Raw genomic sequence first — 21,859 nt, 5'->3', positions numbered from 1 at the left:
GTGGAAGAAAATAGAAGTTTTGACCGCCCGTAAGCTGCGGCCACTTTGGGGAGGAATCCTGAAATGAATCGTTCCTCGCCAGTCTGACTACACTTAGCTAGCAGTCCTAGCTACGCCTAGAAGCAACGCGGACCCTTTAAAGTCTGACGACTCCCACTCAATCAGCGATATGGTTTGGAAGCCCACCTTGATAACTAGCGCAGTGCGTGCAGAATAAGGAGTCGTGAATGAGGACCTCGCCAGATAACATCTTGTTGCGCTTGCCAGAGGCTCAAGAACAACAAATTCGCGAGGTGTTTGTCGCGTTGGAATCGCGTGGGTTTCCTGCGCAACAACAGACTCCGCACATCACCATCACCTTTTCTCCGAATATGGCTGATGAGGCGGTGCAATGTGCTGCACGGTTACTTCCTAGCCTGATCCCGGCACGATTAGAGCGCGTAGGAACGGTAATTTTTGGCACAAAACGCAAACAAACCGTTGCCTGGTTACTTGAAACTTCTGCTGAATTGGAAGCTGCGGCGCGCGAGATTAGCGCGCTGAACCCGGACGGTCGAGGCCACCGCTGGACTCCACACCTGACGATGGGCCTGCGCTTGCCACGGGAGATCGTACCCGAGTATATTCGCGCATTAGATGAGCTGACCCCAGCGTCGTTCAAAGAGCTCACCGCTATTCGCGCCGCACTGTGGAAGCCATCAAGTCAGGAACTGACCGTGCTCGCCGATACGAGTAGCTGCTAAGAGGCGAAAATCTCCAAGGATTAATCGTTGTGGACGTAAGGGAGCAGATGACCAATAGTACGTGGACGCAGGTTGGGGCGGGCGTGTACCGGCGCCGATATGACCCGCTGGATGTTTCGGTGGGTCTGGTCATGGGACCGCGCGGCGCGACGGTGATTGATACGCGCAATAACCCTGCCGAGGCACAAGAGATCATCAACGACGTGGCGCAACAGTTTGCGGTGCCGATTGTCGCGGTGCTCAACACTCACGCGCATTATGATCACACCTTCGGCAACCAGCTGTTCGCTCACGCGGGAATCCCCATTTACGGTCACCATTTGATCGCACAGCATTTTGAAGAGTTTGAAAGACCGAGACTGCTCCGGGTTCAGCAGAATCCTGCATCCGAACCAGATAATAGCTGGGCCGAGGTGGAACTGACACTGCCAAGTGTGCCCATTGCTGAAACAACCACGGTTGAGCTCGGAGGCCGGGAGCTGAAGCTGATTCCACTGGGCCCAGGGCATACGGAGACCGACCTAGCGATTTTCATTCCTGACGCCGGAATCTGGTTCCTCGGCGACATTATCGAAGAATCAGGCCCGCCGATGTTCGGCTCTGGGTCCTTTCCATTGGGTTGGCCCGAGGTTTTACGTTCCCTACTGAAATTGATTGACCCACAGCACGTGCTAATTCCCGGACATGGACAAGCGGTGGACCGCGCTTTTGTGAGTGCTCAATTGGCCCAGTTCGAAGAGTTGGCCCAAACTTTGCGAACTGCGTATGCCGCTTCAATCGCAGTCGATGAGATCCAATATGCTGCGCAGTTGCTTGCTTTGTGGCCAGTCGAGTTTCTTCGCGAAGCCGCGGTAGATGGATACGCGCAGCTTTCGGAGCACGATGCATCATAATGTTCCGCAAGGTGTTTCTGTAGCGTAATTCGCGACTCATCGAGCGGACGCTTGGCGAAGTCGACCGGAACTCTTAGCCCTGTTGCTCCGGTGTTGGCACCGCGACGGTCTTGGACCGAAAAGCCCTAGGGATTGAGCTGCGCCGCGGCAGCTTTGAGATGATCCGTATTTTCGGTCTGCAACGCGAAGAGGCCATAATCAACGGCGGCGGTACTGAAAAGCTCGACACAGTGCTCGGCTAAGAGCGGGCCGACCACACCACCTTGGGCCACGTATCGATCCACGGTGGCATTAAACGCTGGGGCAGAAACGCTGGCGTGGTGGAAGACAAAATCTCGGGCCGGGTCTCCGATGGCCGCGGTGGTCCAATCTAGGATGCTGTCGATGCGCTCGCCGGTCATCAACTGGTGCGCGGGATAAATTTCTCCATGCGTCAATGTGGTGTGCTCGGGCCAATACCGGTCATCGGCTAACCATTGGTTCCAACGGTCCTGCAGGTCTGCGGACACCTCAAATTCCTTCACAACCCGGGCTATATCCTCGCGTTTGCGCTGGCGCACGGAACTGGGAGTGAAAACCTCAATGCCGCTGTCAATGACCTCCGATGGATCCACCGCATGTAATTGGGCAAGAAAATCTGCCAGGGAATGAGCATACTGTCGGGATTCGAGCGCAAAATGCCACTCCGGTTGACCTTCATCGGTAAGTGTCAGACCCGGTTCTCCTGGCAAAAGGGGGTAGGCGATCAACGTGTCGCTATGGATTTTCCAGTCGGGAATTTCCACGTTCAGATGTGGGGCAAGCCGCCGAAGCAGCCTGCCTTCTATGGCGGCACGTTCGGTCACGTCGGGTCTGCGTGGAATACGCAGCACCCAAGATTCATCGGTATGTGTGGTGCCGATGGCGACTTGGAAATCCAAGCCAAGCTCGTTGATGGTGATGCTGCGTGGATCCAGCTCTAACCCGTGCATTTTGGCTAGTGTGCAGATCTCATTAATCGCTGAATCTTCCATGATTCAAGCTTTGCCGGTTGCACTCAAAAAGTACAGGGTCAAGTCACGCAGGCAGCCAATGCCGATCACGGGGGATATGCCGCCATGCCGTCGGAGACTCTGTCGATGGAAGCCGAGATGTTTCTAGGGTTTCACTCGGCGGCGGGTCTAGGGTGAAGTCATGACACATATTGCTGGACTGCCAGAACTACTAGCCACGCTCAACGCAGGTGAGGTGATTCCCGGCGGGTCCGCGCACCACGCGGCAATGCATGCGACGAGCCAGGAAGCCTTGCGGATCACCGCGCAGCTCAACGGTAGCTACCAGAGTCCCGAACAGGTCCGTGCGTTACTCAGCGAATTGACCGGAACCAAGGTGCCCGATTCAATGCAGCTCTTCCCAGCCTTTAGCGCGGACTTTGGCAAGAACATTAGCTTTGGTGAGAACATCTTCATCAACAGTGGGTGTCGTTTCCAAGATCAGGGCGGGATCAGTATCGGGGCGGGCTCACTAATCGGGCACAACGCGGTGATCACCACCTTGAACCATGACATGGTGCCTAGTCGCCGAGTCGATATGCACCCGGCCAAGGTAGTAATTGGCGAAGGTGTCTGGTTCGGGGCAAACGTGACGGTGTTGCCGGGGATCAGCATCGGGGACGGGGCAGTGGTGGGCGCCGGCGCAGTAGTCACCAAGGACGTGGCCCCGAATGCGGTGGTGGTCGGCGTGCCAGCGAAGCAGGTCGCGAGCGTTCCACTGGACTAACCCGGTCGTTAGCCGGCGGGTTGGCGATGTATTTTTGCCGTGTGAGCCATCAGGCGCAGGTATCCGGCGCCCACAAAAAGGTGCAGTATCGCGCCTAGGCCAAGAATGTAGAGACCCGGGGTGAAGAGCCAGGACAGTTCCGGGATGCGACCAAAAGCCACGGCGGCCAAACCCAACATCATGATTGCGGTGCGAATCTTCCCCAGCTTGCTTGACTCCGGTGGGGCAGAGAGTCGTAAGGCGAAGTAGGTGCACAACAAGATCAGATCGGTGATGAAGATGGCCAAGCCGATCCACAAGGGAACTAAGCCACCAAAGACTAAACACACGGCAATCGCGACGATCCCGAGCCTGTCGGCAATCGGGTCAAGCAGGACACCGACGTGGGAGACCTGATTAAACTTTCGTGCGATGAACCCATCGATCCAGTCGCTGAGCCCGAAGGCGAGCAATAAGAATGCGGTGGCTACCGGCGCGGAATTAGTCAGTAGGTAGTAGCAGATCGGCACGATCAGCAGGAATCTGAGCACCGTGATGGCGTTGGGTACGGTGGCCCAATCGTGCTTGCGTGCGGCCGGGCTAGTCATCACGCTCTCCTTAATCTCCTATGTTGAACGATGTCGCACCTGAGCTGCGATATCAAGAGGTAAAGGCCGATCTGGCAAAAATAACCCGCTGGTAGGCTGAGCGTGTTCCCTAAAAAGTCCGAGGAGGACTCCGTGGTTGATGTTAAAGCTGTAGCTCAGAAACTCGCCGATTTGCACGAATCAGGGGGCACCTTGGTGCTCCCGACCGTCTGGGATACCTGGAGTGCGAAGATTGCCGCCGAGGCAGGATTCGACGCGCTCACCATCGGAAGCCACCCCGTGGCCGACGCTATTGGTAGCAGCGATGGCGAGCAGATGGATTTTAAAGAGTATTTGCGCACCTGCCAACGGATTATTGATTCCGTCACGCTGCCGGTGAGCGTCGACGTGGAGTCCGGTTATGGGTTGGCTCCCGAAGAATTGATCGGGCGTTTGCTCGATGCCGGTGCCGCCGGCGCAAATATCGAAGACGTGGTGCAGTCCGAAGGTAAACGAGTTCGTGATCGCCAAGAGCACGCCGACTACATTGCCGCGGCCAGGTCCGAAGCTGATGCGGCTGGCGTGGCATTTGTGATCAACGGCCGTACCGACGCGGTGAAGCTTGGCACCGACGTATTTGCCGACCCGCTGGGCGAGGCCGTAGCCCGCGTCAAACTTATGGAGCAGGCCGGCGCACGCTCGGTCTACCCGGTGGGGCTCAGCTCCGCCGAGCAGATCCGCGAGCTAGTGGCCGCCGTGCAGGTCCCGGTTAATGTCACCGCGCACCCGGTGAAGGGACATGGCGCCGGAGACCTGGCACAACTGAGTTCATTGGGCGTGCGCCGGGTGAGCTTTGGTCCGCTATGGCAAATGTGGTTGGCCGAAACTTCAGCTACGCAATTGGCGCAGTGGAGTAAATAACTTTTTGCTCGCGCGCCGGGCCGTTTACGCCGTGAGGATGCCGGCGGCGTAGGCGGCCTGAGCGACGTGCGCGATGGCGTCGTCGATAATCGAGATCAGACGGACCCCACGAGTGACCGCCGGATCCCAGCTGCGGTCGATCACCTCGTCCAGCTGCGTGGGAGTTAAAGTGCTCGCATAGTCACCGAGAGCGGTGAGTGTGGCTTCCAAATATTCCAGCAGGAGTCCCTGATCGTCGACCTTTATGCGCGCTGCCTCTGCGGAGCTGTGACCATAACCAACGCTGGCACCAAGTTCTCCGAGATCAAATTTTTCGGCATATTCCTCCCAGAGCTGCGCCTGGCCGGTGAGCGGAGCTAACTGCGCGTCAACCTCCCGTGCGCTGTGCCAGAGCAACCACGCAATGGAATTGGGGTGCCCGGCCGGGTGGGCATTGAGCTGCTGCGCGGTGAGCTGTGGCAGATGTTTGGCCGAGCTGATCGGCAGGCGGGCGAGTGTGCTGAAAATTTCTGGCGTATCCATACTGCTTATTGTGCTCTGAGATTCTCGCGCTGTCAGCTTTTGGTACTACAGCTCGGAGTCCGGCAACAGTTCAAAAACGGCGGCTTCGGTAGGAACTCCGTTGATTTGCAGGGCTATTGAATGTGAACCGGGGTAATAACGGCGTGTGGTGATCGGCCGGAAAGAATGAGTTCGCGCAATGTCTAGCTGTTCACCCGGTGCGAGCGTGCGGGTGGTGAGTTTAAAAACCTTGGGTGTCGCCAAACCGTTGGCCTTTTGATGGTTGACGATGTAGTCGATGGCTAGCCGCGCCGGCTCTGTCCCGGTATTTTTTATCTTGGCAACGAAGTCGATGGAGGAGCTCCACGCTATTTGCTCATTTGTTACGGATGGACCGTTGATATCTAGTGTGGCGGGAACAAAACCTAGTACCGCCAGCGCCTCGGGGTTTCCGCGCTTAAGCAGCGTACGCAACCCGTGCTTGACTACCCAGAGCGTGGTATCGGTCGGATTTTCTAACCAGCGCTGCGCGGTTTGGACGACTAGCGAGGCTGATTCACGGCTTAGATCGTTCAAATGGTTAGCCACCGAGCGGCGTACATATTCACTCTCGTCCCGGTATAGCGCATTAAGAATGGGAATTGTTTTTGCCGGTGCAAGGCTCAGCTGCGGCACCCAGACAGCCCACGGTAGATATGGTCGGGTTCCTTCACTGGCTAGGCGGCGTACATGCTCATCGGGGGACTGCGTCCACCGGTGGGCGAAGGATAACGCGCGCTCCAGGTCGTGGTTTAGCAACTGTCGAATCGCGAATTCAGCGGTGAGTTTTGGGGTGAGCAATGCAAGCAAGGTCAGTGCATCGTCCAAGGATTCCGCGGTATTTTCTTGTACCGCTTTGCTTGCCAGCGCGCTAGTCACCGGCCAAATCATCCAGCCGGTAAAGGATTCGCTGTGCTCACTGGCGCGGCGAATGGCCGCCGCGAGTCGCGCGTAGTCATCAGGAAAATCAGCTAGGAGTGCGTCTCGCAAGGCATCGGAGCGTTCACGCAGGCTCAGCGGCACTAGTGTTTCACGGACTGCCGGGAGGTGCTCTAGGCAACGGTCCGAAACGACTGCTTGCATCTGGAGAGCGAGTTGTTCGGCAACATCGGGGCCAATAAGTTGATCAGCGAAAGGCATAACGCCATTCTTGTCCTAAGCCGCTGAAAATCCCAATGCTTAAAATCGTCGAGGGCCACCAAAAATGGTGGCCCTCGACGGAAGCCTAAAGGTGTCTACCCGCTACTAAGCGCGAGGCAGAATCTGGAAGCTGACAGCTCCCTCTTCGTTGACAGCTGCGTCTAGCACCTTGTCATCGAGCTCATCGGTGACCAGCTCATCTAGGTATACCGGGCTACCTTCACCACGGACTACCAGATCGGCTGCTTCTGGTTCTGCAACAATCTGCACCGCAAATGCTGCCTCATCCGGTGCGCCTGAACCCTCGGCCTGATGGATGCGTAGTCCAGCAGTTTCTGCCTCGGACTGGTTGGTGACAATCGCGGTAACGATCGTATCTGCCTGATCGGTCAGTGTGAGCACGGTGGCTCTCCTTCCGGTTGCGAACATGCCAAGGTCAGGGCATGTGCTTGCCACGATTCCAAAAAAAATAAGAGATCGCAACCTCGCTTAACATGTACGAAATACGCTTCCGATTAGTTTTCCCTCTCAGGTACGCTCCTCCTTCAATAGCTAGCGCCAAGTCTTTCGGGCTAGAAAAATCATGGAGAAGTCGCAGAATTTCGGGCAGAGGGGGAGGCGCTCTTAGGCTGTTCGCCTGGTGATGCCTCGAGCGACGAAGAAGAGAATGCACAGTTGGACAACGAATATCAGGGCGCCGGAAAGCACCTCGTCCCAGCCCATGGCCAAACCAGATTGCAGGGTGCCGATGCCGCTGGCGACCGGGTAGAACAGCGGCCAAAGGATAGCCAGATTTCTGACGAAGGCAAAAATGATTGAAAAAGCCAGTGCGAACATGCCAAAGCTCAAAGCCACCGGAAGCGGGACAGAACCCACATGTTGTAGTGCAAAACCAATGCTGGTGAGGAAAATTGCAGGGAGCCAGCCAAATGCTCGTTCCCACCGAAGATAGAGCCAACCAAAAACGAAGAGCGGCTCCCAGAAAACCAAGAAATTTGCTAACAAGTGGGGCAGTAACTGGACCTGAAGCTCAGCGGCGGTCACGATGAGCTGGTATGCGGAGCCGGCACCTAGCAGCGCCGCGATGATCAGCGAAGTCACTAGAAACCTGCGAGTGAACCCAAGTCCTTCCCAGCCTTCGCCCCGAAGGCGCAACACGGTTAGTGCAGGAATCAGGGTGCCAAAGAGGAGGATCCCCAGCACCAAAAACCAGTTGCCCAATGCGCTACCGGCAAAATAACATCCCCAAAACGCTACGAGAGTGCCCAAAGCGATCAGAGTGTCTTTCCCCGGATCCCAGGCGATGATTTTTCGCCGTGGGCGGTGGGTTGCGCGATTGTGTTGTGCCCCGGGTGCTGGGGATGAAGAACTGGACATGCTCATTTCCTCGCAAAAAGGGTGAGCTGGCGTTTCGGATACCAAGCCCAGCTCGGTGCAATCCACCCTAAAACGCTTTGTACCCCTTGGCTAGGGCACCCGTGTAGTTTCTAGTGCTCACCCTTGATGACAAAATAAGATCCGCGGATCGTGCCGGCCAACTTGGACTTCTGCCGCGCAAATTTGAACTTATCTGCAAGTTCTTGCGGAATCTCCATGCCATCGGAGAGTTTAAAACCAACTGCACGCTTCTCGCCCTCGGCCAGACCGTAGAGAACGTTGATTGACAAGCCCGATTCGTAGAACAGGTAAGCGCGTTTGGCTCCATCGGCTTCAAACATTGAGGCCTGCAATACCGGCGAACCGATCTGCAGGTTTCGTTCCTTGAGCAAAATGTCGTGTACCCAAGCGATGATCTGTGCTGATTCGCTGGCATCGCTGAGCACAAAGTCGTGATCGAACTTATTCTTCAAATACCGTGCTTCGTTGGCGCGTAGTCCGGCGAGCGCTTCGGCGACCGGAGAGGATTCCAAGCCCACGGTGGAGACATCTTTAAAATCTACGAGGTAAGACATGGAGTTCTCCTAAAGCTACTTGCGGCCGGTGCATCGTTGCTGACCTGTGGATATGGTACCGAATTTTAGAGCTGAACCGTGGGGTGCGGATAAACTGTCTGCGCGACAGGTTCATATCTAAGCGGGAAAGAGTTTTTGGTGAAGATTACTGTGGTGGGTGGTTCCAAGGGGACCGGGGCAGAATTTGCGAAGCTGGCGCAACAGGCCGGGCATGAGGTGACGGTGCTTTCACGCAGTGGCCAGGCTCCGCATGCGGTGCGTGCGCTCACCGGTGATGCAACGGATCCGCAGGTAGTGCGTGATGCCGTGACGGGGGCTGACGCGGTGGTTCTTACTGTGGGCGCCGCGAAGAAGGTGCCACACCAGCGGGCATTGGTGACTCAAACGGTCATTGGGGCGATGCAAGCCACGGGGGTACAGAGATTGCTCGTGCAGTCCTCCTTGGGCGCCGGAGATTCTGGCTCTCAACTGCCCGGTTTTTTGCGCTTTGCGATGTTGTTGATGCTTGCTAAACCACTGGCTGATCATAATGCGCAAGAAGCGTATGTCACCTCCTCCGAGTTGGACTGGACGATTGTTCGCCCGTCGGGGCTGACTAATAAGGAAGCTACCGGCCATTGGAAGGCGCTGACGGTGTCGGAGGCTGGAACGTTGGGTGGCACCATCACACGCTCGGATCTGGCCGCGTATCTACTTCATGCGTTGAACGATGATTCGAGTATTGGCCAGGCTGTTGGGCTGAGCAATCGCTAGCCTCGTGCCGAGTACTCATCGCGATTCGCACTAATTCGCGCCTCGACCTGCCGGTAGGCTGAGCACATGTATTTGGAAAACATTGTTTTCGACTCGGTTGACCCACAGACTCATGGCCGGTTTTGGCAACAACTCTTGGGCTGCACTTTATTGGGAGAAGATCCCCAAGGGTTTGAAACACGCCTGGACATCCCCGAGGGTCCCATCCTTGACCTATGCTTTCAGCGTGTACCCGAGGCACCCAATGACTCGGAGCGGTTACACCTCAGCGTGTCGGGGGAGGCCGCACAATCTCAGAGAACTGCACAAGCATCAACGCACGGTGCACTGCACCAGGACAGTGAAGAACATAATGTTCTGCGCAGCGTCTTGGCAGATACTGAAGGCAATGCGTATTACGTGCTGGACGACGAGCATAACTATCTAGCTACTGGACCCATCGTCGCGTTGACCTTGGAATCGGCCGAGGTTGCTCGCGATACCCGGTTCTGGGAGTGGCTGAGCGGATGGGAACAGGATATTACCGGTAAGCCCGGTTCCTTACGCCACCGCAGCGGGCATGGGCCGACACTTCAAATATGCCCGGAACGAGAGGCTAAGGGACCGTTCAAAAATCGGATGCACTTGGATCTGCGTTTGGAATCTGGCGACGATGCGCAGAAGATAGCCAAAGAAATTATGCGTCATGGCGGACGCGAGCTGCACCCAAACTGGGGAGAGCTAGCATGGCGGGTCTATCAAGACCCCTCTGGAAACGAATTTTGTGTACTCCCAGTAGCTGGTGGCGGTAGCGATGACTAATGAACCTGTAATGGACGCAAACTTCAATGATGAGCTACTTGCTCGACTCTATGACCCGCTTGATCCAGACCGCAGTGATCTGGAGATCTATACCCAACTGATCACAGCACTGGACGCTCACAAAATTTTGGATCTTGGATGTGGAACTGGAACCTTCGCTTGCACCATGGCTGGGGCAGGATTTGAGGTGACCGGGGTTGACCCGGCCGGTGCGTCCTTGGCCGTAGCGCGGGGCAAGCCTGAGGCAGCGCTGGTCCACTGGGTGCACGGTACGGTCCACGATCTGCCAACAGGGGATTTTGATGCGGCGGTCATGACCGCAAACGTTGCCATGGTCTTCACCGATGATGCGCAATGGCAAAATACTCTGCAGCACATAGCCCTGGCGCTTAAACCCGGAGGAACCCTGATCTTTGAAGCACGACGACCAGAAGTGCGGGCGTGGGAACAATGGACTGAGCAACTAACTCGCGAAACTACAGTTGTTGCAGGGCAGGGAGCGGTGACCACCTGGGTTCAGGTGCTTGGTTACGCCAACGAACTTCTGCGCTTTCGCGAAACTTTCCGTTTCGAGGATGGGACCGAACTGATCTCCGAGTCCACACTGCGTTATCGAAGTCGTGAGCATATTGAAGCGACGCTGGATGCGGCCGGGTTCGACATATGCGAGGTGCGCGACGCCCCAGACAGGCCCGGACGGCAATTTATCTTCGTTGCCCAACGTCGCATGAACGGATAGTCTCGAACCCATCGGTGGCCGTAGTGGATACCCGCCGACGGGATAGGACTTATGAAAACCACTCTGGCAGGTGAACCCCGCGTCGTTTATAGCGCGCTGGTGTTGTGTGCCGTCAGCATCATTCATTTGACCGCGCAATTGATTGCCCCAGAAGGGGCGCTAGCGAATCTCACACAGATCTTCTTGATGCCGGCGCTCGCGGTGGTATTGCTATTGGCTACCCACCGGCCGCGCAGCAAATTGGTGCGGTGGGTGTTATTAGCACTGGGATGTTCTTGGCTGGGTGATATGTTACCCAGATTCATGACGGGGGACCAAGCGTTTTTGACGATGGTTGGCGGCTTCCTTCTCGCACAGCTGTGCTACCTGCAGGCGTTACGCCCATTCTGGCGTCGCTCGGTACTCGGCCGCCCTTGGTGGATCTTCCCCTACGCACTCGGATTCGGATGGCTGGTGGTCGCCTGTGCTCCACACGCCGGCTCGTTGCTCATACCGGTAATAATTTATGGCCTTGCCTTGACGCTGATGGCGTTGCTTTCAACTGGACTAGGTGCGCTCGCCGGAACCGGTGGGGCGATCTTCTTTATCTCTGATGCGCTAATTGCGTTGCGTTCCTTTGCCGGCTTTGAGGTGCCGGCTCATTCTTTTTGGATCATGCTCAGCTACGTGGTGGGCCAATCCATGATTGTGGCTGCGGTGTTAGGCCACGTACGTTCCACGGCGCAGGAAACTAACAAAGGACGAGTATGAACCACATAGAACCCGAGGCTAATCAGCTCCCCGAAGGTATCGCCGCGATCCACGGAAGTGGCCTACCGGTGGTACTGGTCCACGGTAATGGCGTCGATCACCGAATCCTCTTGGCATTGGATGAACAATTAGCCCGCCCTGGAAATCTGCAACGTATCTATGTTGACCTTCCCGGCTTTGGTGGAACCCCGGCGCTCGCCGGGAAATCAGGATTGCCAGAAATTGCGGACTGGCTGCAGAATTTGCTCGAGGGCCAACTCGGTGCGCAACCTTTTGCCTTGATCGGAAATTCGCTGGGTGGTTTGTTGGCGCAGGAGATGGCGGACCGATTTGAAGACCAAATTCTTGGCCTAGTCCTACTCGCTCCGGTGATTCGGCCAGCGGCCGAAGAACGTAATCTTCCGGCGCGCAGTATCATCCACGAAGACGAGGTATTGCTCGAGGAGCTGGGCGCCATCAACGCCGGCCACTATGCGCAAATGTCGGTCCTCCAAACGCGAGCAAACTGGGAACAATTCGAAAAACATGTGCTGCCCGGAGTGCTCAGCGCAGATCTGCGTGCGATGGCACACCTATCCAAACGCTATTACTTGGAGACACTGCCGGTAGACCGTGACCAGGTATGGAATATGCCGGTACTGATCGCCTGCGGAATGCAAGACCACATCGTGGGATTCAAAGATGCCAAGGAACTACTGAAACGCTACCCAAATGCTTCATTCCTTGAACTAGAGCGCGCAGGACATAATGTGCACATCGACCAGCCGGAGATCTTGGCACAGGCCCTTGAACGTTGGACGCAGCTGTTACAGCCTGAGACCGGGGAAAACCTCTAACTCATGTTTTAGCTGAAGGCACTAAACCCGGTGAGGTCTCGGCCTAAAATAAGGGCTTGGATGGATTCGGTTCCCTCATAGGTATGCAACGCTTCGACATCACCTAGATGACGAATCACATGGTTTTCCAATAAGATTCCGTTGCCGCCAAGCAGATCTCGCGCGATCGACGCGATGCGCCGGGCAGCTCGCGTGTTGTGATATTTCAGGAGCGACGCCTGTGTAGGGAGCAAACTATTAGCCGCCTGCGCGGAGGCTACCGCTCGGCACTGTAACTGCATATTTGTTAGTTCTGCCAGCATTTGTGCCAGCCGTTCTTGGACCATTTGATGTGCACCGAGGGGCTTACCAAATTGGGTACGGTTTTTTGAATAATGCAGGCACGCCTCAAACATGCTCAATGCGTGGCCCAACGCAGACCACCCCACGTTTACCCGAGTCTCTACCAAGGCGCGGGACACATCCTTGAAAGATGCGACCGAAGGCAACAGTGCTTCAGGACCTACTGAGACGTTCCGCAAGGAAATTTCGGCTTGGTCGATGGCACGCAGTACCCCTTTGCCGCCGATGACTTCAGCTGAATATCCTGGCGTTTGCTGGTCAACGATGAAACCTTTGACTTGCGAATTAGCCTCGTCACGCGCCCAGACAATGGTGATCCCTCCGGCAGCGCCGTTGCCGATCCATTTTTTATGTCCGTTCAGAACCCAGCGGTCACCAACGCGACGTGCCGAGGTGGCTAAGCTCACCGAATCGGAGCCATGCCCGGGCTCGGAGAGTGCAAACCCGCCCAGTAAGTAGCCGGTAGCCAGCGGCTGGAGGTAACGGTCCTGTTGCTCGGCACTACCAAAGAGCACCAGACTACGCAGGACCAGCCCACCTTGCACCGCGGCGGCAGCCGCCATCGAACCATCGGCTCTGGAAATTTCCATAGCTACCAACCCAGCAGCCAGGGGAGACATCACCCGGTGCCCGGGGATATTCAGTCCGTCGGTCAGCAGATCCAGTGCACCCATCCGGCGTACCAGCTGGACCGGGTAGTGCGCTTGCTCCCAGTAGTGGTTGATCTGCGGCAATATTTCTGCCCCATAGGTTTTGGCGGTATTCCAAAATTCATGGTCTTGCGCGGTAGCGTCGGCGAAGGCACAGAAATAATCTGTATCGAGACTTTCGCTTAGTTCATACCGTATCGATGCTTCTGAACTCATCCTTGTGCTCCTTGACCGGTACGTTGGGCACGCAGGTCGCGCTTGAGTAATTTGCCCGATTGATTGCGTGGCAGTTGCGCGACGAAGTCCACACGTTTGGGAACTTTGAAGTCTGCGATGCGGCTTCTGACATGGCTGCGCACCGATTCGGCCGTCAATTGCGCGCCTTCTTTGAGAACTACCACGGCGGTGATCGCTTCAATCCACCGCTCATCGGCTACCCCGAGCACAGCCACCTCGGCGACCTGTTCAAGTTCGTAGATACAATCTTCCACCTCACGTGGCGCCACGAGTACTCCGCCGGTATTGATAACGTCTTTGATCCGATCAACCACCTGAATGTAGCCGCGACTGTCCACGGTCACCTGATCTCCGGAGCGGAACCAACCGTCCACGAACGCTTCTTCGGTAGCTTCTGGTTTGTTCCAATACCCGAGCATTACTTGTGGGGAACGATACTGAATCTCGCCTGGCTCTCCGGCTTGTGCGATGTCGCCGGTGGAATTGATGACCCGAGCTTCGACGTAGAACACCGGGCGGCCACAGGAGGCAGGACGTGCCTCATGTTCTTCGGGGCGCAGTACCGAACATAGCGGGCCGAGCTCGGATTGACCGAAACAATTGTAGAAGGCGATCTTCGGATACCGTGCACGTAGCCGCTGTAAGACGGTGACCGGCATGATCGAGGCACCATATTGCGCCTTCGCCAACGAGGAAAGATCGCGGGTCGCTAGATCCGGGTGGTTGCTCAGCGGTACCCACACCGTAGGCGCCAAAAATAGCGAACCGATTCGTTCTGACTCAACCAGCTCAAGCATTTGCGCCATGTCTGGTTTTGCCAGAAGCCTGATGCTGGCACCTAGGGAAAGATAGGGCAGCAAAAAAACGTGCATGGCTGCCGAGTGATACAACGGCATCGCAATGAGCGGTCGATCCTCGTCGGTGAGATCTAGGGCGATAATCGCCGAAACGTATTGTGCCATCAACGATGCGTGGGTCATCATCGCGCCCTTAGGCGCGGAGGTAGTGCCGGAGGTATAGAGCAGCTGGGCCAGAGCTGAACTAGCGACGTGAGCATTTTGCATCATCGCTACCGGGGCGTTTGGATCCATAGCGGTATCCAGAATGGAGTCGTGCCGCTCCTCGGTGGGAAGCAACGCCCAAACTTGCTCCACGGTTGGTGTCTGGCCCTGTTCCATGACCTGATGCACCAGCGAGGCGCGCTGTTCGTCGGTGATTACCAGCACCGCGCCGGAGTCTTCGAGCAGGTAGCTCAATTCCTTGTCCTTCAATGCGAAATTCACCGGCACGTGAACTAATCCGGTCAGGGCACAAGCCAAGAAGAGGATCGCATAGGCATCGGAATTTGCTGCGTAAGCTGCTACCCGTGAGCCCGCAGGGAAGTTGGCATCCACCAGCCTGCGCGCGACTCGCTGTACCGCAAGTTCTAACTCATGGTAGGTCCACCGCCGGTCTTCGAAGAGCAAGGCTGTAGCCTCGGGGTTTCGCGCGGTACTCCGGCGTAATAGGGCTCCGATGGTGTTGCTGGTTTCTGCGGCTACGGGAGGTACATAGTTCATCATCGGTGCTCCTGATAGAAGGGTCGCGTTAGTGGTTTCAGAGTCTTTCGAGAATGGTGACATTTGCTTGTCCGCCACCCTCACACATGGTTTGCAGTCCCCACTGGGTGTCACTGCGTTCAAGCTCATGCAGCAACGAGGTCAACAAGCGGGCTCCGGTAGCGCCGATCGGATGACCCAGGGCGATAGCTCCACCATTGACGTTGACCTTGTCCATATCTGCTTGGGTCTCGTGTTGCCATGCGAGGACAACCCCGGCAAAAGCTTCATTTATTTCGATGCGGTCCATATCTTGCAATCTCATCCCGGTGCGCGCCAATGCATGCTCGGTGGCTCGAATGGGGGCCGAAAGCATCATGACTGGGTCATCGGCGCGTGCTGATACGTGGTGGATCCTAGCTCGGGGTTTGAGCCCGTAGCGTTTGACCGCAGCTTCGGAGGCAATGAGTAGCATGGCAGCGCCGTCAGACATTTGCGAAGCGGTGGCCGCGGTGTGCTGTCCGCCAGCAACGATTGGGGCAAGCGAAGCCATTTTTGCCCGGTCCACCTCTCGGGGCCCCTCATCGATTTCTAAGCCAGCTATCGGCAGGATTTCTCGGTCAAAATAGCCTTCACGCTGGGCATCAAGGGCTCGCCGATGAGAGATTTCGGCGAAGTCTTCGAGGCTTTTTCGGGAAAGTCCCCACCGGTCAACCATCATCTCCACCCCGCGAAATTGCGAAATCTCTTGGCTTCCATAACGCTGTGACCACAGTGCTGATCCGCTGAACGGATCAGGGAATCCGAATTCTTTCGCGGCCACGTTGGAGTAAGACAACGGAATGCTTGACATCGATTGCACGCCGCCGGCGATAACGAGGTCGCTACTGCCACTCATGACCCCTTGAGCGGCGTAAGACACTGCTTGCTGACCGGATCCGCATTGACGTTCTACGGTGGTACCAGGCACCTGCTCGGACAACCCCGCGGCTAACCACACGCTGCGGGCGATGTCCATTGCTTGCGGACCGACTTGATCGATGCACCCCAAGATGATCTCGTCGTATTGCTCCGAGTCGATATTGTTTCGGCGTACCAACTCGGCTAGTGGGGTAGCGGCAAGATCCAAAGGATGAACCTGCGAAAGCGCCTTGCCGCGGCGTCCTACCGGGGTACGCAGTGCGTCGATGATGTAAGCCTCGGACATAGATGATCCTCCAAAATAGTGCACCGTCGCACGGCATTATTCGTGTTTCCAGTCGTGAAAACGAAAATTCACACAACCACTGGGTATGAAATAAGAATGCCCAAGACTGCCAGTGTTGTCTAGCTCACAGGGCGCGTGGGGTGGCAGTCAGTCAGCGGAGCAACGCAGGGATGGCTTAGTCCAGCGACTAGGCCAGTGCGGCGAATACTGCGGTGGGGCTACCTTTTAGTGTCAAACCTATTTTTATAGTTGATGTGAGAGCCGACAAAGCACTAGGTTACGATTCAGTAGGAAGTGCCTTGGAACTGTTGGAGGAGGATTATTCAGTGAGTTCTAAGCCTGGCGAGAATTCGCCGAGTTCGGCGGATGAAGCTTTGATGATCCGTCCCTGGTTCGGGGTTGAAGAAGTTCCGGAGCTCTTAGACGTTTGGCGTTCCTCGATTGAGGGGCGGCGAGATTTTCTCTCGGTTAGCGATCTGAATTCGGTGGCCCCCACACTCGAAACCGTTTATGCACAACGATCACTGGTTTATGTTGCACAGCTCGGGACGCGGATCGTGGGGTTTATGTCCATGGGAGACGATCGGGTCGAATTACTGTGGGTTCACCACGAACACCGCCACGCTGGCGTAGGAAGAGCATTAGCGGCATTCGCTCATTCGAAGCAAACGAATGTGCAGATGGTAGTCAGTGCGCAGAATGCCGCAGGAATCGATTTCTTCCGTAGCTGTGGATTTGAGCTATCCGCGGAGCAGAACCTGAGCACCGAACCCGCGGCGAATATTCTACTGCGTCATGCCGGTGTCGGCGCTAAGGTCGTGCGACGATAACACTATGAGTGAAAATAGTCGCGAAGTTCGTGAAGTCAGTGTAGTGCGAACCGCATCACGTACGTATAAGGCCACGAGTGCCATAACCGGTTCGAGTATTGAATTCGGACAGGCTGAGGGTCTACTGACCCCGGTTGAACTTCTCTTGGCGGCCATCGCCGGTTGTTCGAGTATCGATGTTGACGTTGCCACGACTCGGAGAAGCGAACCAGAGAAATTTGAAGTGACAGCATCGGGTGACAAGCTCACTGAGGATGGTGCCAGCCGGATGGAGGACATCCGTCTCGGTTTTGATCTTAAATTCCCGGACACCGAAGAGGGACGTAAGGCAGCAGGTATGGTCGAACGCATCGTGAAGCTCTCACACGATAAATATTGCACAGTTTCGCGCACGGTTGAACTGGGCGCCAAGGTAACCAGTGAGATAGTCAAAAGCTAGTTTTACCTGCACTAAATGAATTTTTAGACCCGCCATAGCTCAGCATTGCTCATGGCGGGTTTTTACTTTTATCTATACAGGGAACTCACATATTGGTCACTTGATCTAAGGATCTGAAAATAATTTTAAGTATCACTGGATTCGTAGGTTCCAAGCGCGGAATGCTATCGAAAGCGTAGAGTTTTACTGATTTTGATCCTGAATCCGAAGGTGGATTACCTGAATTTCTTCGCGTTACCCGCCCCTTGTAGCTAATTTGCCCTAGTCAGCAAAAAATCCTCGTCGTAGGGTCTAAATCATCCCCACGTTGAAGGAGCAGTAATGCAATCTCAGAACGTATTAGGAAACATTGACTGGGCGTCGATGCTACAAAAAGTAGGCATCGCGCTAGTTATCCTCATTGTCACTTGGCTGATAGCAAAAGTTGTTAAATGGGCTGTCTCCAAGCTCGTCACCAAGATCAAGTTCCTCCAAAAACCAGGTACCGACGGAAAGCAGATCGGCGATTCCCTTGGTAAAGTCGCCGGGCTGATTGTCTGGCTCTTCGGGCTGGTTGCCATACTCCAGGTCTTCGCGCTAACCGAGGTGCTCTCTCCGGTGCAAGATTTGCTCGGCGGTGTGATGGGCTTCTTGCCTAATCTCATCGGTGCAGCATTCATCTTCATCATCGGCTACGTGATTGCTAACGTCATCAAGCAGCTGATCCAGACCGGTCTGGGCACTGTTGATTTCAGCGCTTTGGTCCGAAAGGTTACCCCCGGAGACGCCGAAGAGGTTGATCCGGAAACTTCAATTCGTACCCAGCAGACCATCGTGGATGTCATCGCCAACATCGTGTTTGCGCTAATCCTGTTGGTCGTCTCGATTTCTGCACTTCAGGTTCTTGGTATCGCCGCTATTTCGGTACCTGCACAGGAAATGCTGCAGATCGTCCTGACCGCCATTCCACAGGTCATCATGGCGCTGATACTTCTGGCAGTAGGCTTCCTGATTGCGAAATTCGTTGGCAAACTGCTTGAATCCACCCTTCGTGGAGTCGGTACTGACCGCGTTGTGGCCGGTTGGGGAGTAGTTCCTGAAGGCCAGAGCGCCTCGGGCATCCTCGCTACCATCGTGAAGATCGCAATTATCTTGTTCTTCGCCGTCATGGCAGCAAGCATGCTGAACTTCCCGGCAATCACTAATATCCTCAACGAGGTGCTGGAGCTGGGCGGCAAGGTCGTCTTCGGCGCAGTGATCATCGCGATTGGCTTCGTCTTGGCAAACGTCATCCATCGACTGATGGGCGATACTACGGCCTCGAAGATTGTCCGCTACACCGCGATCGCACTGTTCGTGGCGATGGGCTTGAAGTACATGGGCCTGGCCGACTCGATCATCAACATGGCCTTCGGTGCCATCGTGATTGGCGCAGCACTCGCGGCAGCCCTCGCCTTCGGGCTGGGTGGACGCGATGCGGCAGCACGTACCTTGGAGAAGATCGATCTGAACAAGATGGACGAACCGGCTAGCACCGGAACCGTGCCAACTCGTCCAGCACCGACGACTCCAACCCGTCCGTCACCAACCACACCTCCGACAACACCAAACGAGTTCTAATATCTAGAGCTTGACGCAGTAAAAAGGTGGGACCGATTGCCCGGTCCCACCTTTTACTGTCCAAAAATGAGTCGTCAGATTCAGCATTTGCGAGCCTGTATTGAACTATCGATCCTGCTGAACTCCGCGTAAGGTCAGCGCGGTGATGGGCGGGACCTGATCGGTGATCAACCGAGCATAATTTAGAACATCGATCCGCTCACCGTTGATTAAAAATTTGTCCCGTTCGCGGCCTTCGAGCACAAAACCACAACGCTCAGCGACCTTTTTAGATGCAGGATTATTCACCCGCAAACCCAGCTCCAACCGGTGCATCTGATGGACGGCAAAAAGCTCGTCAGCCAAAGCAGCCAGTGCGCGGCTAGCTAATCCGCCACCGCGATGTGCCGCATTCATCCAGTACCAGACCCACGCATTGCGATTTCCGGAGTCAATACTCGCCGCGACTAAACCGACTAAGTCGGTACCTTGAACTATTGCTAGTGGTACTTGCTGTTCAGGATTTTTTAGTAGCTGCTGAATATAGTTCTTGGCCTCAACAAGATTTTGAACCTCACCTTGCCGCGCCATGTCGGGGTGGGAAGAGAAAGCCTCAAGAACTTGGGGTGCATCACTCGGAAGCAACGGACGAACAAAAGCTTGAGTCCCTGACTCATCACGAGGTGCGGTCGCGACATCAACGGGGATCTTGGGCAGCTTGGTTCCCTGGTGGAAGAGCAACTGCCAACCATGAGCGGAATGGACCCACAATGAGGTGCGCTGGCTCGGATTATCCGCGCCAGTTTTCCAGCGGAGTAACACCAGAGTCTCACTGAGCTGCTGGATGCGCGGCTCGAGCAATCGGAGGGTAGGTGATTCCTCGACTGGTTCATCCATGAGCTGCTCGATGATTTGGGCGCGATCGTAGCTTCTGCCGGAGGCACCAACTTCTTCAAAATCTTCATGAAGTAGCCGTTTGAGCTCTTGCTGATCGTGGCGAATGCGCCGCGTAAGTAACAGCTTTTCGCCGTCAATGATCTTTGCGGCTACCAAGTGATCAGGAGACAAATCTCCCGGGACAAAAAATTCGGGCATGGCAACGAGTAAAACACAAGACAGCTACGTCCGTGAAGTCATGAAGTTAGCAAAGGTGACCCCCGACATGCTTATAATCCAAGTACTCCGCGGGAGCCCTAGAGGGCTGAGAGGGCTTTGTGCCGACCGCTACACCTGATGCGGGTCATGCCGCCGTAGGAAGGAACTGCCTTCGTGCACACTGTCATTGTGGGCGCCGGAATTATCGGTCTCGCCACAGCTTTCGAACTTCACGCCCGCGGCGTTGAAGTCACAATCATTGATCCGGCACCCGGCTTAGGCGCAAGTCATGCGGCCGCCGGGATGCTCGCGCCAACTGCCGAAACCACCTGGGGCCAAGACCAACTTCACCGGCTGATGTCCTGTTCGGCCAAGGCTTACCCTGAATTTATTGATCGAATTTTTCAGACCACTGGCCAGCGCGCCGCTTACGTTGAAAATTCGACTCTGGTGATCGCCGCCGAATTAGCGGATATGGATGCGCTGCTGGAATTAAAGCGGCTCCAAGACTCTTTAGGGTTCAGCGCTGAAAGACTTATGCCGAGCGCCGCACGCAAACTTGAACCAGCACTGGCGACTAACATTGCTGGCGCCATTTACTGCGCCGAAGATCAACAATTGGATCCACGGTCTTTGCTGAACATTCTGATCAGCTACTTTGAATCCTCCATCGTGCACGAGACCGTGGTGGGGCTCTTGAGCCACGGGCCAAAAACTAGCGGGGTGATCACTGCCAGCGGGCTGCGAATCTCTGCAGACCAAGTGCTTCTGGCCTCCGGATTGGGAGAAATTCCGGGAGTATCAAACCTCGCGCTACGTCCGGTATATGGCGATATCTTACGGTTACAAGGCTCCACACGTTTCCCCTTGATCAAGCGAACTGTTCGCGGAATCGTGCACCGTGAACCGGTCTATCTGGTCCCACGCGCCGACGGAAGTTTAGTCCTGGGTGCGTCAAGCCGGGAAGACGGACAAGAACAAGTCAATGTGGGACAACTACATGCGTTGTTGGACAATGCGCGCAGACTTGTGCCGGGCATCGTGGATACCACGCTGAATGAAGCTATCGTCCGCGCGCGCCCCACCACGCCGGACGATAGGCCGCTGATTGGCCGGCTGGATGCCGGGCTTGTCTTGTCCACCGGCTACTCGCGACACGGGGTGTTGTTAGCCCCGCTTGGAGCACAACTCGGCGCCGGGATACTGCTCAATGACCCACAAGACGCGCATCTACTCGCCGCAGTTTCGCCGGAAAGATTTGGCGACGACCACCTGCAAACCGGCACTTTCTAGGAGATCAAAACATGCAAGAAATAGAACTTTTTCTCAATTCCACACCCACCACCATGGCCGCCAACAGCACGGTGCGTGAACTGGTCGCCACTCATACCGGAAAACAAATCACCGAAGAAGGCAGAGCCAGCGATGGATCACGTCTGGGCATTGCGGTTGCGGTGGACTCTGCGGTAGTCCCACGCAGTGGGTGGAATGATTTTTCCTTGCAACCAGGGCACCGAGTAGAACTAGTCACCGCAGCGCAGGGAGGCTGAA

At 55.7% G+C, this 21,859-nt stretch carries 25 protein-coding genes and 1 riboswitch; of the genes, 14 read left to right on the top strand and 11 right to left on the bottom strand.

Annotation, left to right across the window (positions count from 1 at the left end; genetic code table 11):
- Positions 1–227 precede the first annotated feature (227 nt).
- Both CQ011_RS04960 and CQ011_RS04955 read left to right on the top strand, forming a co-directional pair.
- Positions 228–743 (top strand): 2'-5' RNA ligase family protein, encoded by a 516-nt coding sequence (locus tag CQ011_RS04960; RefSeq protein ID WP_105675290.1) that lies wholly within the window; start codon positions 228–230, stop codon positions 741–743.
- Positions 744–790: 47 nt separating this feature from the next.
- Positions 791–1,636 (top strand): MBL fold metallo-hydrolase, encoded by an 846-nt coding sequence (locus tag CQ011_RS04955; protein ID WP_105675288.1) that lies wholly within the window; start codon positions 791–793, stop codon positions 1,634–1,636.
- 125 nt (positions 1,637–1,761) lie between these two features.
- Here CQ011_RS04955 and CQ011_RS04950 read toward each other — a convergent pair whose 3' ends face one another.
- On the bottom strand, positions 1,762–2,649 hold the full coding sequence (locus tag CQ011_RS04950; protein ID WP_105675286.1) for a macrolide 2'-phosphotransferase: 888 nt from the start codon (positions 2,647–2,649) through the stop codon (positions 1,762–1,764).
- A 160-nt stretch (positions 2,650–2,809) separates the two neighbouring features.
- Between CQ011_RS04950 and CQ011_RS04945 the strand changes: the two genes are divergently transcribed.
- Entirely contained in the window at positions 2,810–3,394 is a 585-nt protein-coding gene (locus tag CQ011_RS04945) for a DapH/DapD/GlmU-related protein (RefSeq protein WP_105675284.1), read from the top strand.
- Positions 3,395–3,402: 8 nt separating this feature from the next.
- Here CQ011_RS04945 and CQ011_RS04940 read toward each other — a convergent pair whose 3' ends face one another.
- Positions 3,403–3,981: a CDP-alcohol phosphatidyltransferase family protein gene (locus tag CQ011_RS04940; RefSeq protein ID WP_105675282.1), complete on the bottom strand. Its 579-nt coding sequence runs from the start codon at positions 3,979–3,981 to the stop codon at positions 3,403–3,405.
- A gap of 132 nt (positions 3,982–4,113) precedes the next feature.
- On the opposite strand from CQ011_RS04940, the gene CQ011_RS04935 reads away from it, so the two are divergent.
- Positions 4,114–4,881 carry an isocitrate lyase/PEP mutase family protein gene (locus tag CQ011_RS04935; RefSeq protein ID WP_105675280.1) on the top strand — a complete coding sequence of 256 codons (768 nt, stop codon included), beginning with the start codon at positions 4,114–4,116 and terminating at the stop codon, positions 4,879–4,881.
- Positions 4,882–4,905: 24 nt separating this feature from the next.
- Here the strand turns inward: CQ011_RS04935 and CQ011_RS04930 are convergent, their stop codons facing one another.
- The 5 genes from CQ011_RS04930 to CQ011_RS04910 form a co-directional block, all read right to left on the bottom strand.
- Positions 4,906–5,403, bottom strand: coding sequence for a mycothiol transferase (locus CQ011_RS04930; protein WP_105675278.1), 498 nt, complete (start codon positions 5,401–5,403; stop codon positions 4,906–4,908).
- Between the two features lie 45 nt (positions 5,404–5,448).
- Positions 5,449–6,561, bottom strand: coding sequence for a DNA alkylation repair protein (locus CQ011_RS04925; protein ID WP_105675276.1), 1,113 nt, complete (start codon positions 6,559–6,561; stop codon positions 5,449–5,451).
- A 105-nt stretch (positions 6,562–6,666) separates the two neighbouring features.
- Positions 6,667–6,963, bottom strand: a complete 297-nt coding sequence (locus CQ011_RS04920; RefSeq protein ID WP_105675274.1) for a Fe-S cluster assembly protein HesB — start codon at positions 6,961–6,963, stop codon at positions 6,667–6,669.
- Positions 6,964–7,185: 222 nt separating this feature from the next.
- Positions 7,186–7,938 carry a hypothetical protein gene (locus tag CQ011_RS04915; protein WP_105675272.1) on the bottom strand — a complete coding sequence of 251 codons (753 nt, stop codon included), beginning with the start codon at positions 7,936–7,938 and terminating at the stop codon, positions 7,186–7,188.
- Between the two features lie 110 nt (positions 7,939–8,048).
- Entirely contained in the window at positions 8,049–8,513 is a 465-nt protein-coding gene (locus tag CQ011_RS04910; RefSeq protein ID WP_105675270.1) for a DUF8821 family protein, read from the bottom strand.
- 138 nt (positions 8,514–8,651) lie between these two features.
- Between CQ011_RS04910 and CQ011_RS04905 the strand changes: the two genes are divergently transcribed.
- The 5 genes from CQ011_RS04905 (at position 8,652) to CQ011_RS04885 (ending at position 12,392) form a co-directional block, all read left to right on the top strand.
- Positions 8,652–9,266 carry an NAD(P)-dependent oxidoreductase gene (locus tag CQ011_RS04905; RefSeq protein ID WP_181147996.1) on the top strand — a complete coding sequence of 205 codons (615 nt, stop codon included), beginning with the start codon at positions 8,652–8,654 and terminating at the stop codon, positions 9,264–9,266.
- A gap of 66 nt (positions 9,267–9,332) precedes the next feature.
- A complete protein-coding gene (locus tag CQ011_RS04900) occupies positions 9,333–10,067 on the top strand; it encodes a VOC family protein (protein WP_105675267.1) in 735 nt (244 codons plus the stop codon).
- Positions 10,060–10,806 (top strand): class I SAM-dependent methyltransferase, encoded by a 747-nt coding sequence (locus CQ011_RS04895; RefSeq protein WP_286161094.1) that lies wholly within the window; start codon positions 10,060–10,062, stop codon positions 10,804–10,806. Before CQ011_RS04900 ends, CQ011_RS04895 begins: the two co-directional genes overlap by 8 nt.
- A gap of 51 nt (positions 10,807–10,857) precedes the next feature.
- The gene (locus CQ011_RS04890) at positions 10,858–11,556 is read left to right on the top strand and encodes a lysoplasmalogenase (RefSeq protein ID WP_105675260.1); all 699 of its coding nucleotides are present in this window, start codon (positions 10,858–10,860) and stop codon (positions 11,554–11,556) included.
- The gene (locus tag CQ011_RS04885) at positions 11,553–12,392 is read left to right on the top strand and encodes an alpha/beta fold hydrolase (protein ID WP_105675258.1); all 840 of its coding nucleotides are present in this window, start codon (positions 11,553–11,555) and stop codon (positions 12,390–12,392) included. Before CQ011_RS04890 ends, CQ011_RS04885 begins: the two co-directional genes overlap by 4 nt.
- Positions 12,393–12,400: 8 nt before the next feature.
- On the opposite strand, the gene CQ011_RS04880 is transcribed toward CQ011_RS04885, so the two are convergent.
- Genes CQ011_RS04880 through CQ011_RS04870 form a run of 3 tightly spaced genes read right to left on the bottom strand, consistent with a single transcriptional unit; the run spans position 12,401 to position 16,366 of the window.
- The gene (locus tag CQ011_RS04880) at positions 12,401–13,600 is read right to left on the bottom strand and encodes an acyl-CoA dehydrogenase family protein (RefSeq protein WP_105675256.1); all 1,200 of its coding nucleotides are present in this window, start codon (positions 13,598–13,600) and stop codon (positions 12,401–12,403) included.
- Positions 13,597–15,183, bottom strand: coding sequence for a fatty acyl-CoA synthetase (locus CQ011_RS04875; RefSeq protein ID WP_105675253.1), 1,587 nt, complete (start codon positions 15,181–15,183; stop codon positions 13,597–13,599). Before CQ011_RS04875 ends, CQ011_RS04880 begins: the two co-directional genes overlap by 4 nt.
- 34 nt (positions 15,184–15,217) lie before the next feature.
- The gene (locus CQ011_RS04870; protein WP_105675251.1) at positions 15,218–16,366 is read right to left on the bottom strand and encodes an acetyl-CoA C-acetyltransferase; all 1,149 of its coding nucleotides are present in this window, start codon (positions 16,364–16,366) and stop codon (positions 15,218–15,220) included.
- A gap of 326 nt (positions 16,367–16,692) precedes the next feature.
- Between CQ011_RS04870 and CQ011_RS04865 the strand changes: the two genes are divergently transcribed.
- From CQ011_RS04865 to CQ011_RS04855, 3 genes are all read left to right on the top strand, one after another.
- Positions 16,693–17,196, top strand: a complete 504-nt coding sequence (locus tag CQ011_RS04865; RefSeq protein ID WP_146112564.1) for a GNAT family N-acetyltransferase — start codon at positions 16,693–16,695, stop codon at positions 17,194–17,196.
- Positions 17,197–17,200: 4 nt separating this feature from the next.
- Positions 17,201–17,635 (top strand): OsmC family protein, encoded by a 435-nt coding sequence (locus CQ011_RS04860; RefSeq protein WP_105675247.1) that lies wholly within the window; start codon positions 17,201–17,203, stop codon positions 17,633–17,635.
- A gap of 321 nt (positions 17,636–17,956) precedes the next feature.
- Positions 17,957–19,234, top strand: a complete 1,278-nt coding sequence (locus CQ011_RS04855) for a mechanosensitive ion channel (RefSeq protein WP_105675245.1) — start codon at positions 17,957–17,959, stop codon at positions 19,232–19,234.
- A gap of 105 nt (positions 19,235–19,339) precedes the next feature.
- Here CQ011_RS04855 and CQ011_RS04850 read toward each other — a convergent pair whose 3' ends face one another.
- Entirely contained in the window at positions 19,340–20,308 is a 969-nt protein-coding gene (locus tag CQ011_RS04850) for a GNAT family N-acetyltransferase (RefSeq protein WP_105675243.1), read from the bottom strand.
- 79 nt (positions 20,309–20,387) lie between these two features.
- A riboswitch (TPP riboswitch) is annotated at positions 20,388–20,487 on the top strand.
- Here CQ011_RS04850 and thiO point away from each other — a divergent pair.
- Together thiO and thiS are read left to right on the top strand one after the other, a co-directional pair.
- The gene (gene thiO, locus CQ011_RS04845) at positions 20,483–21,601 is read left to right on the top strand and encodes a glycine oxidase ThiO (protein ID WP_105675242.1); all 1,119 of its coding nucleotides are present in this window, start codon (positions 20,483–20,485) and stop codon (positions 21,599–21,601) included. It overlaps the preceding riboswitch by 5 nt.
- 11 nt (positions 21,602–21,612) lie before the next feature.
- A complete protein-coding gene (gene thiS / locus CQ011_RS04840) occupies positions 21,613–21,858 on the top strand; it encodes a sulfur carrier protein ThiS (RefSeq protein ID WP_146112563.1) in 246 nt (81 codons plus the stop codon).
- Position 21,859: the final 1 nt, after the last annotated feature.

Origin of the sequence: Arthrobacter sp. MYb213 (genome assembly GCF_002979915.1) — a bacterium.
Taxonomy (GTDB): domain Bacteria; phylum Actinomycetota; class Actinomycetes; order Actinomycetales; family Micrococcaceae; genus Glutamicibacter.
Note: the sequence above shows the minus strand (reverse complement) of the source record. Positions and strands in the feature narration are given on the sequence as shown.

Coding starts and splice junctions, on each gene's coding strand:
- CQ011_RS04910 (WP_105675270.1), bottom strand. CDS start 8,513: ATGTCTTACCTCGTAGATTTTAAAGATGTCTCCACCGTGGGCTTGGAA.
- CQ011_RS04925 (WP_105675276.1), bottom strand. CDS start 6,561: ATGCCTTTCGCTGATCAACTTATTGGCCCCGATGTTGCCGAACAACTC.
- CQ011_RS04960 (WP_105675290.1), top strand. CDS start 228: ATGAGGACCTCGCCAGATAACATCTTGTTGCGCTTGCCAGAGGCTCAA.
- CQ011_RS04855 (WP_105675245.1), top strand. CDS start 17,957: ATGCAATCTCAGAACGTATTAGGAAACATTGACTGGGCGTCGATGCTA.
- CQ011_RS04900 (WP_105675267.1), top strand. CDS start 9,333: ATGTATTTGGAAAACATTGTTTTCGACTCGGTTGACCCACAGACTCAT.
- CQ011_RS04940 (WP_105675282.1), bottom strand. CDS start 3,981: ATGACTAGCCCGGCCGCACGCAAGCACGATTGGGCCACCGTACCCAAC.
- CQ011_RS04955 (WP_105675288.1), top strand. CDS start 791: ATGACCAATAGTACGTGGACGCAGGTTGGGGCGGGCGTGTACCGGCGC.
- CQ011_RS04895 (WP_286161094.1), top strand. CDS start 10,060: ATGACTAATGAACCTGTAATGGACGCAAACTTCAATGATGAGCTACTT.
- CQ011_RS04880 (WP_105675256.1), bottom strand. CDS start 13,600: ATGAGTTCAGAAGCATCGATACGGTATGAACTAAGCGAAAGTCTCGAT.
- CQ011_RS04945 (WP_105675284.1), top strand. CDS start 2,810: ATGACACATATTGCTGGACTGCCAGAACTACTAGCCACGCTCAACGCA.
- CQ011_RS04850 (WP_105675243.1), bottom strand. CDS start 20,308: ATGCCCGAATTTTTTGTCCCGGGAGATTTGTCTCCTGATCACTTGGTA.
- CQ011_RS04875 (WP_105675253.1), bottom strand. CDS start 15,183: ATGATGAACTATGTACCTCCCGTAGCCGCAGAAACCAGCAACACCATC.
- CQ011_RS04860 (WP_105675247.1), top strand. CDS start 17,201: ATGAGTGAAAATAGTCGCGAAGTTCGTGAAGTCAGTGTAGTGCGAACC.
- CQ011_RS04930 (WP_105675278.1), bottom strand. CDS start 5,403: ATGGATACGCCAGAAATTTTCAGCACACTCGCCCGCCTGCCGATCAGC.
- CQ011_RS04890 (WP_105675260.1), top strand. CDS start 10,858: ATGAAAACCACTCTGGCAGGTGAACCCCGCGTCGTTTATAGCGCGCTG.
- CQ011_RS04885 (WP_105675258.1), top strand. CDS start 11,553: ATGAACCACATAGAACCCGAGGCTAATCAGCTCCCCGAAGGTATCGCC.
- CQ011_RS04870 (WP_105675251.1), bottom strand. CDS start 16,366: ATGTCCGAGGCTTACATCATCGACGCACTGCGTACCCCGGTAGGACGC.
- thiS (WP_146112563.1), top strand. CDS start 21,613: ATGCAAGAAATAGAACTTTTTCTCAATTCCACACCCACCACCATGGCC.
- CQ011_RS04915 (WP_105675272.1), bottom strand. CDS start 7,938: ATGTCCAGTTCTTCATCCCCAGCACCCGGGGCACAACACAATCGCGCA.
- CQ011_RS04950 (WP_105675286.1), bottom strand. CDS start 2,649: ATGGAAGATTCAGCGATTAATGAGATCTGCACACTAGCCAAAATGCAC.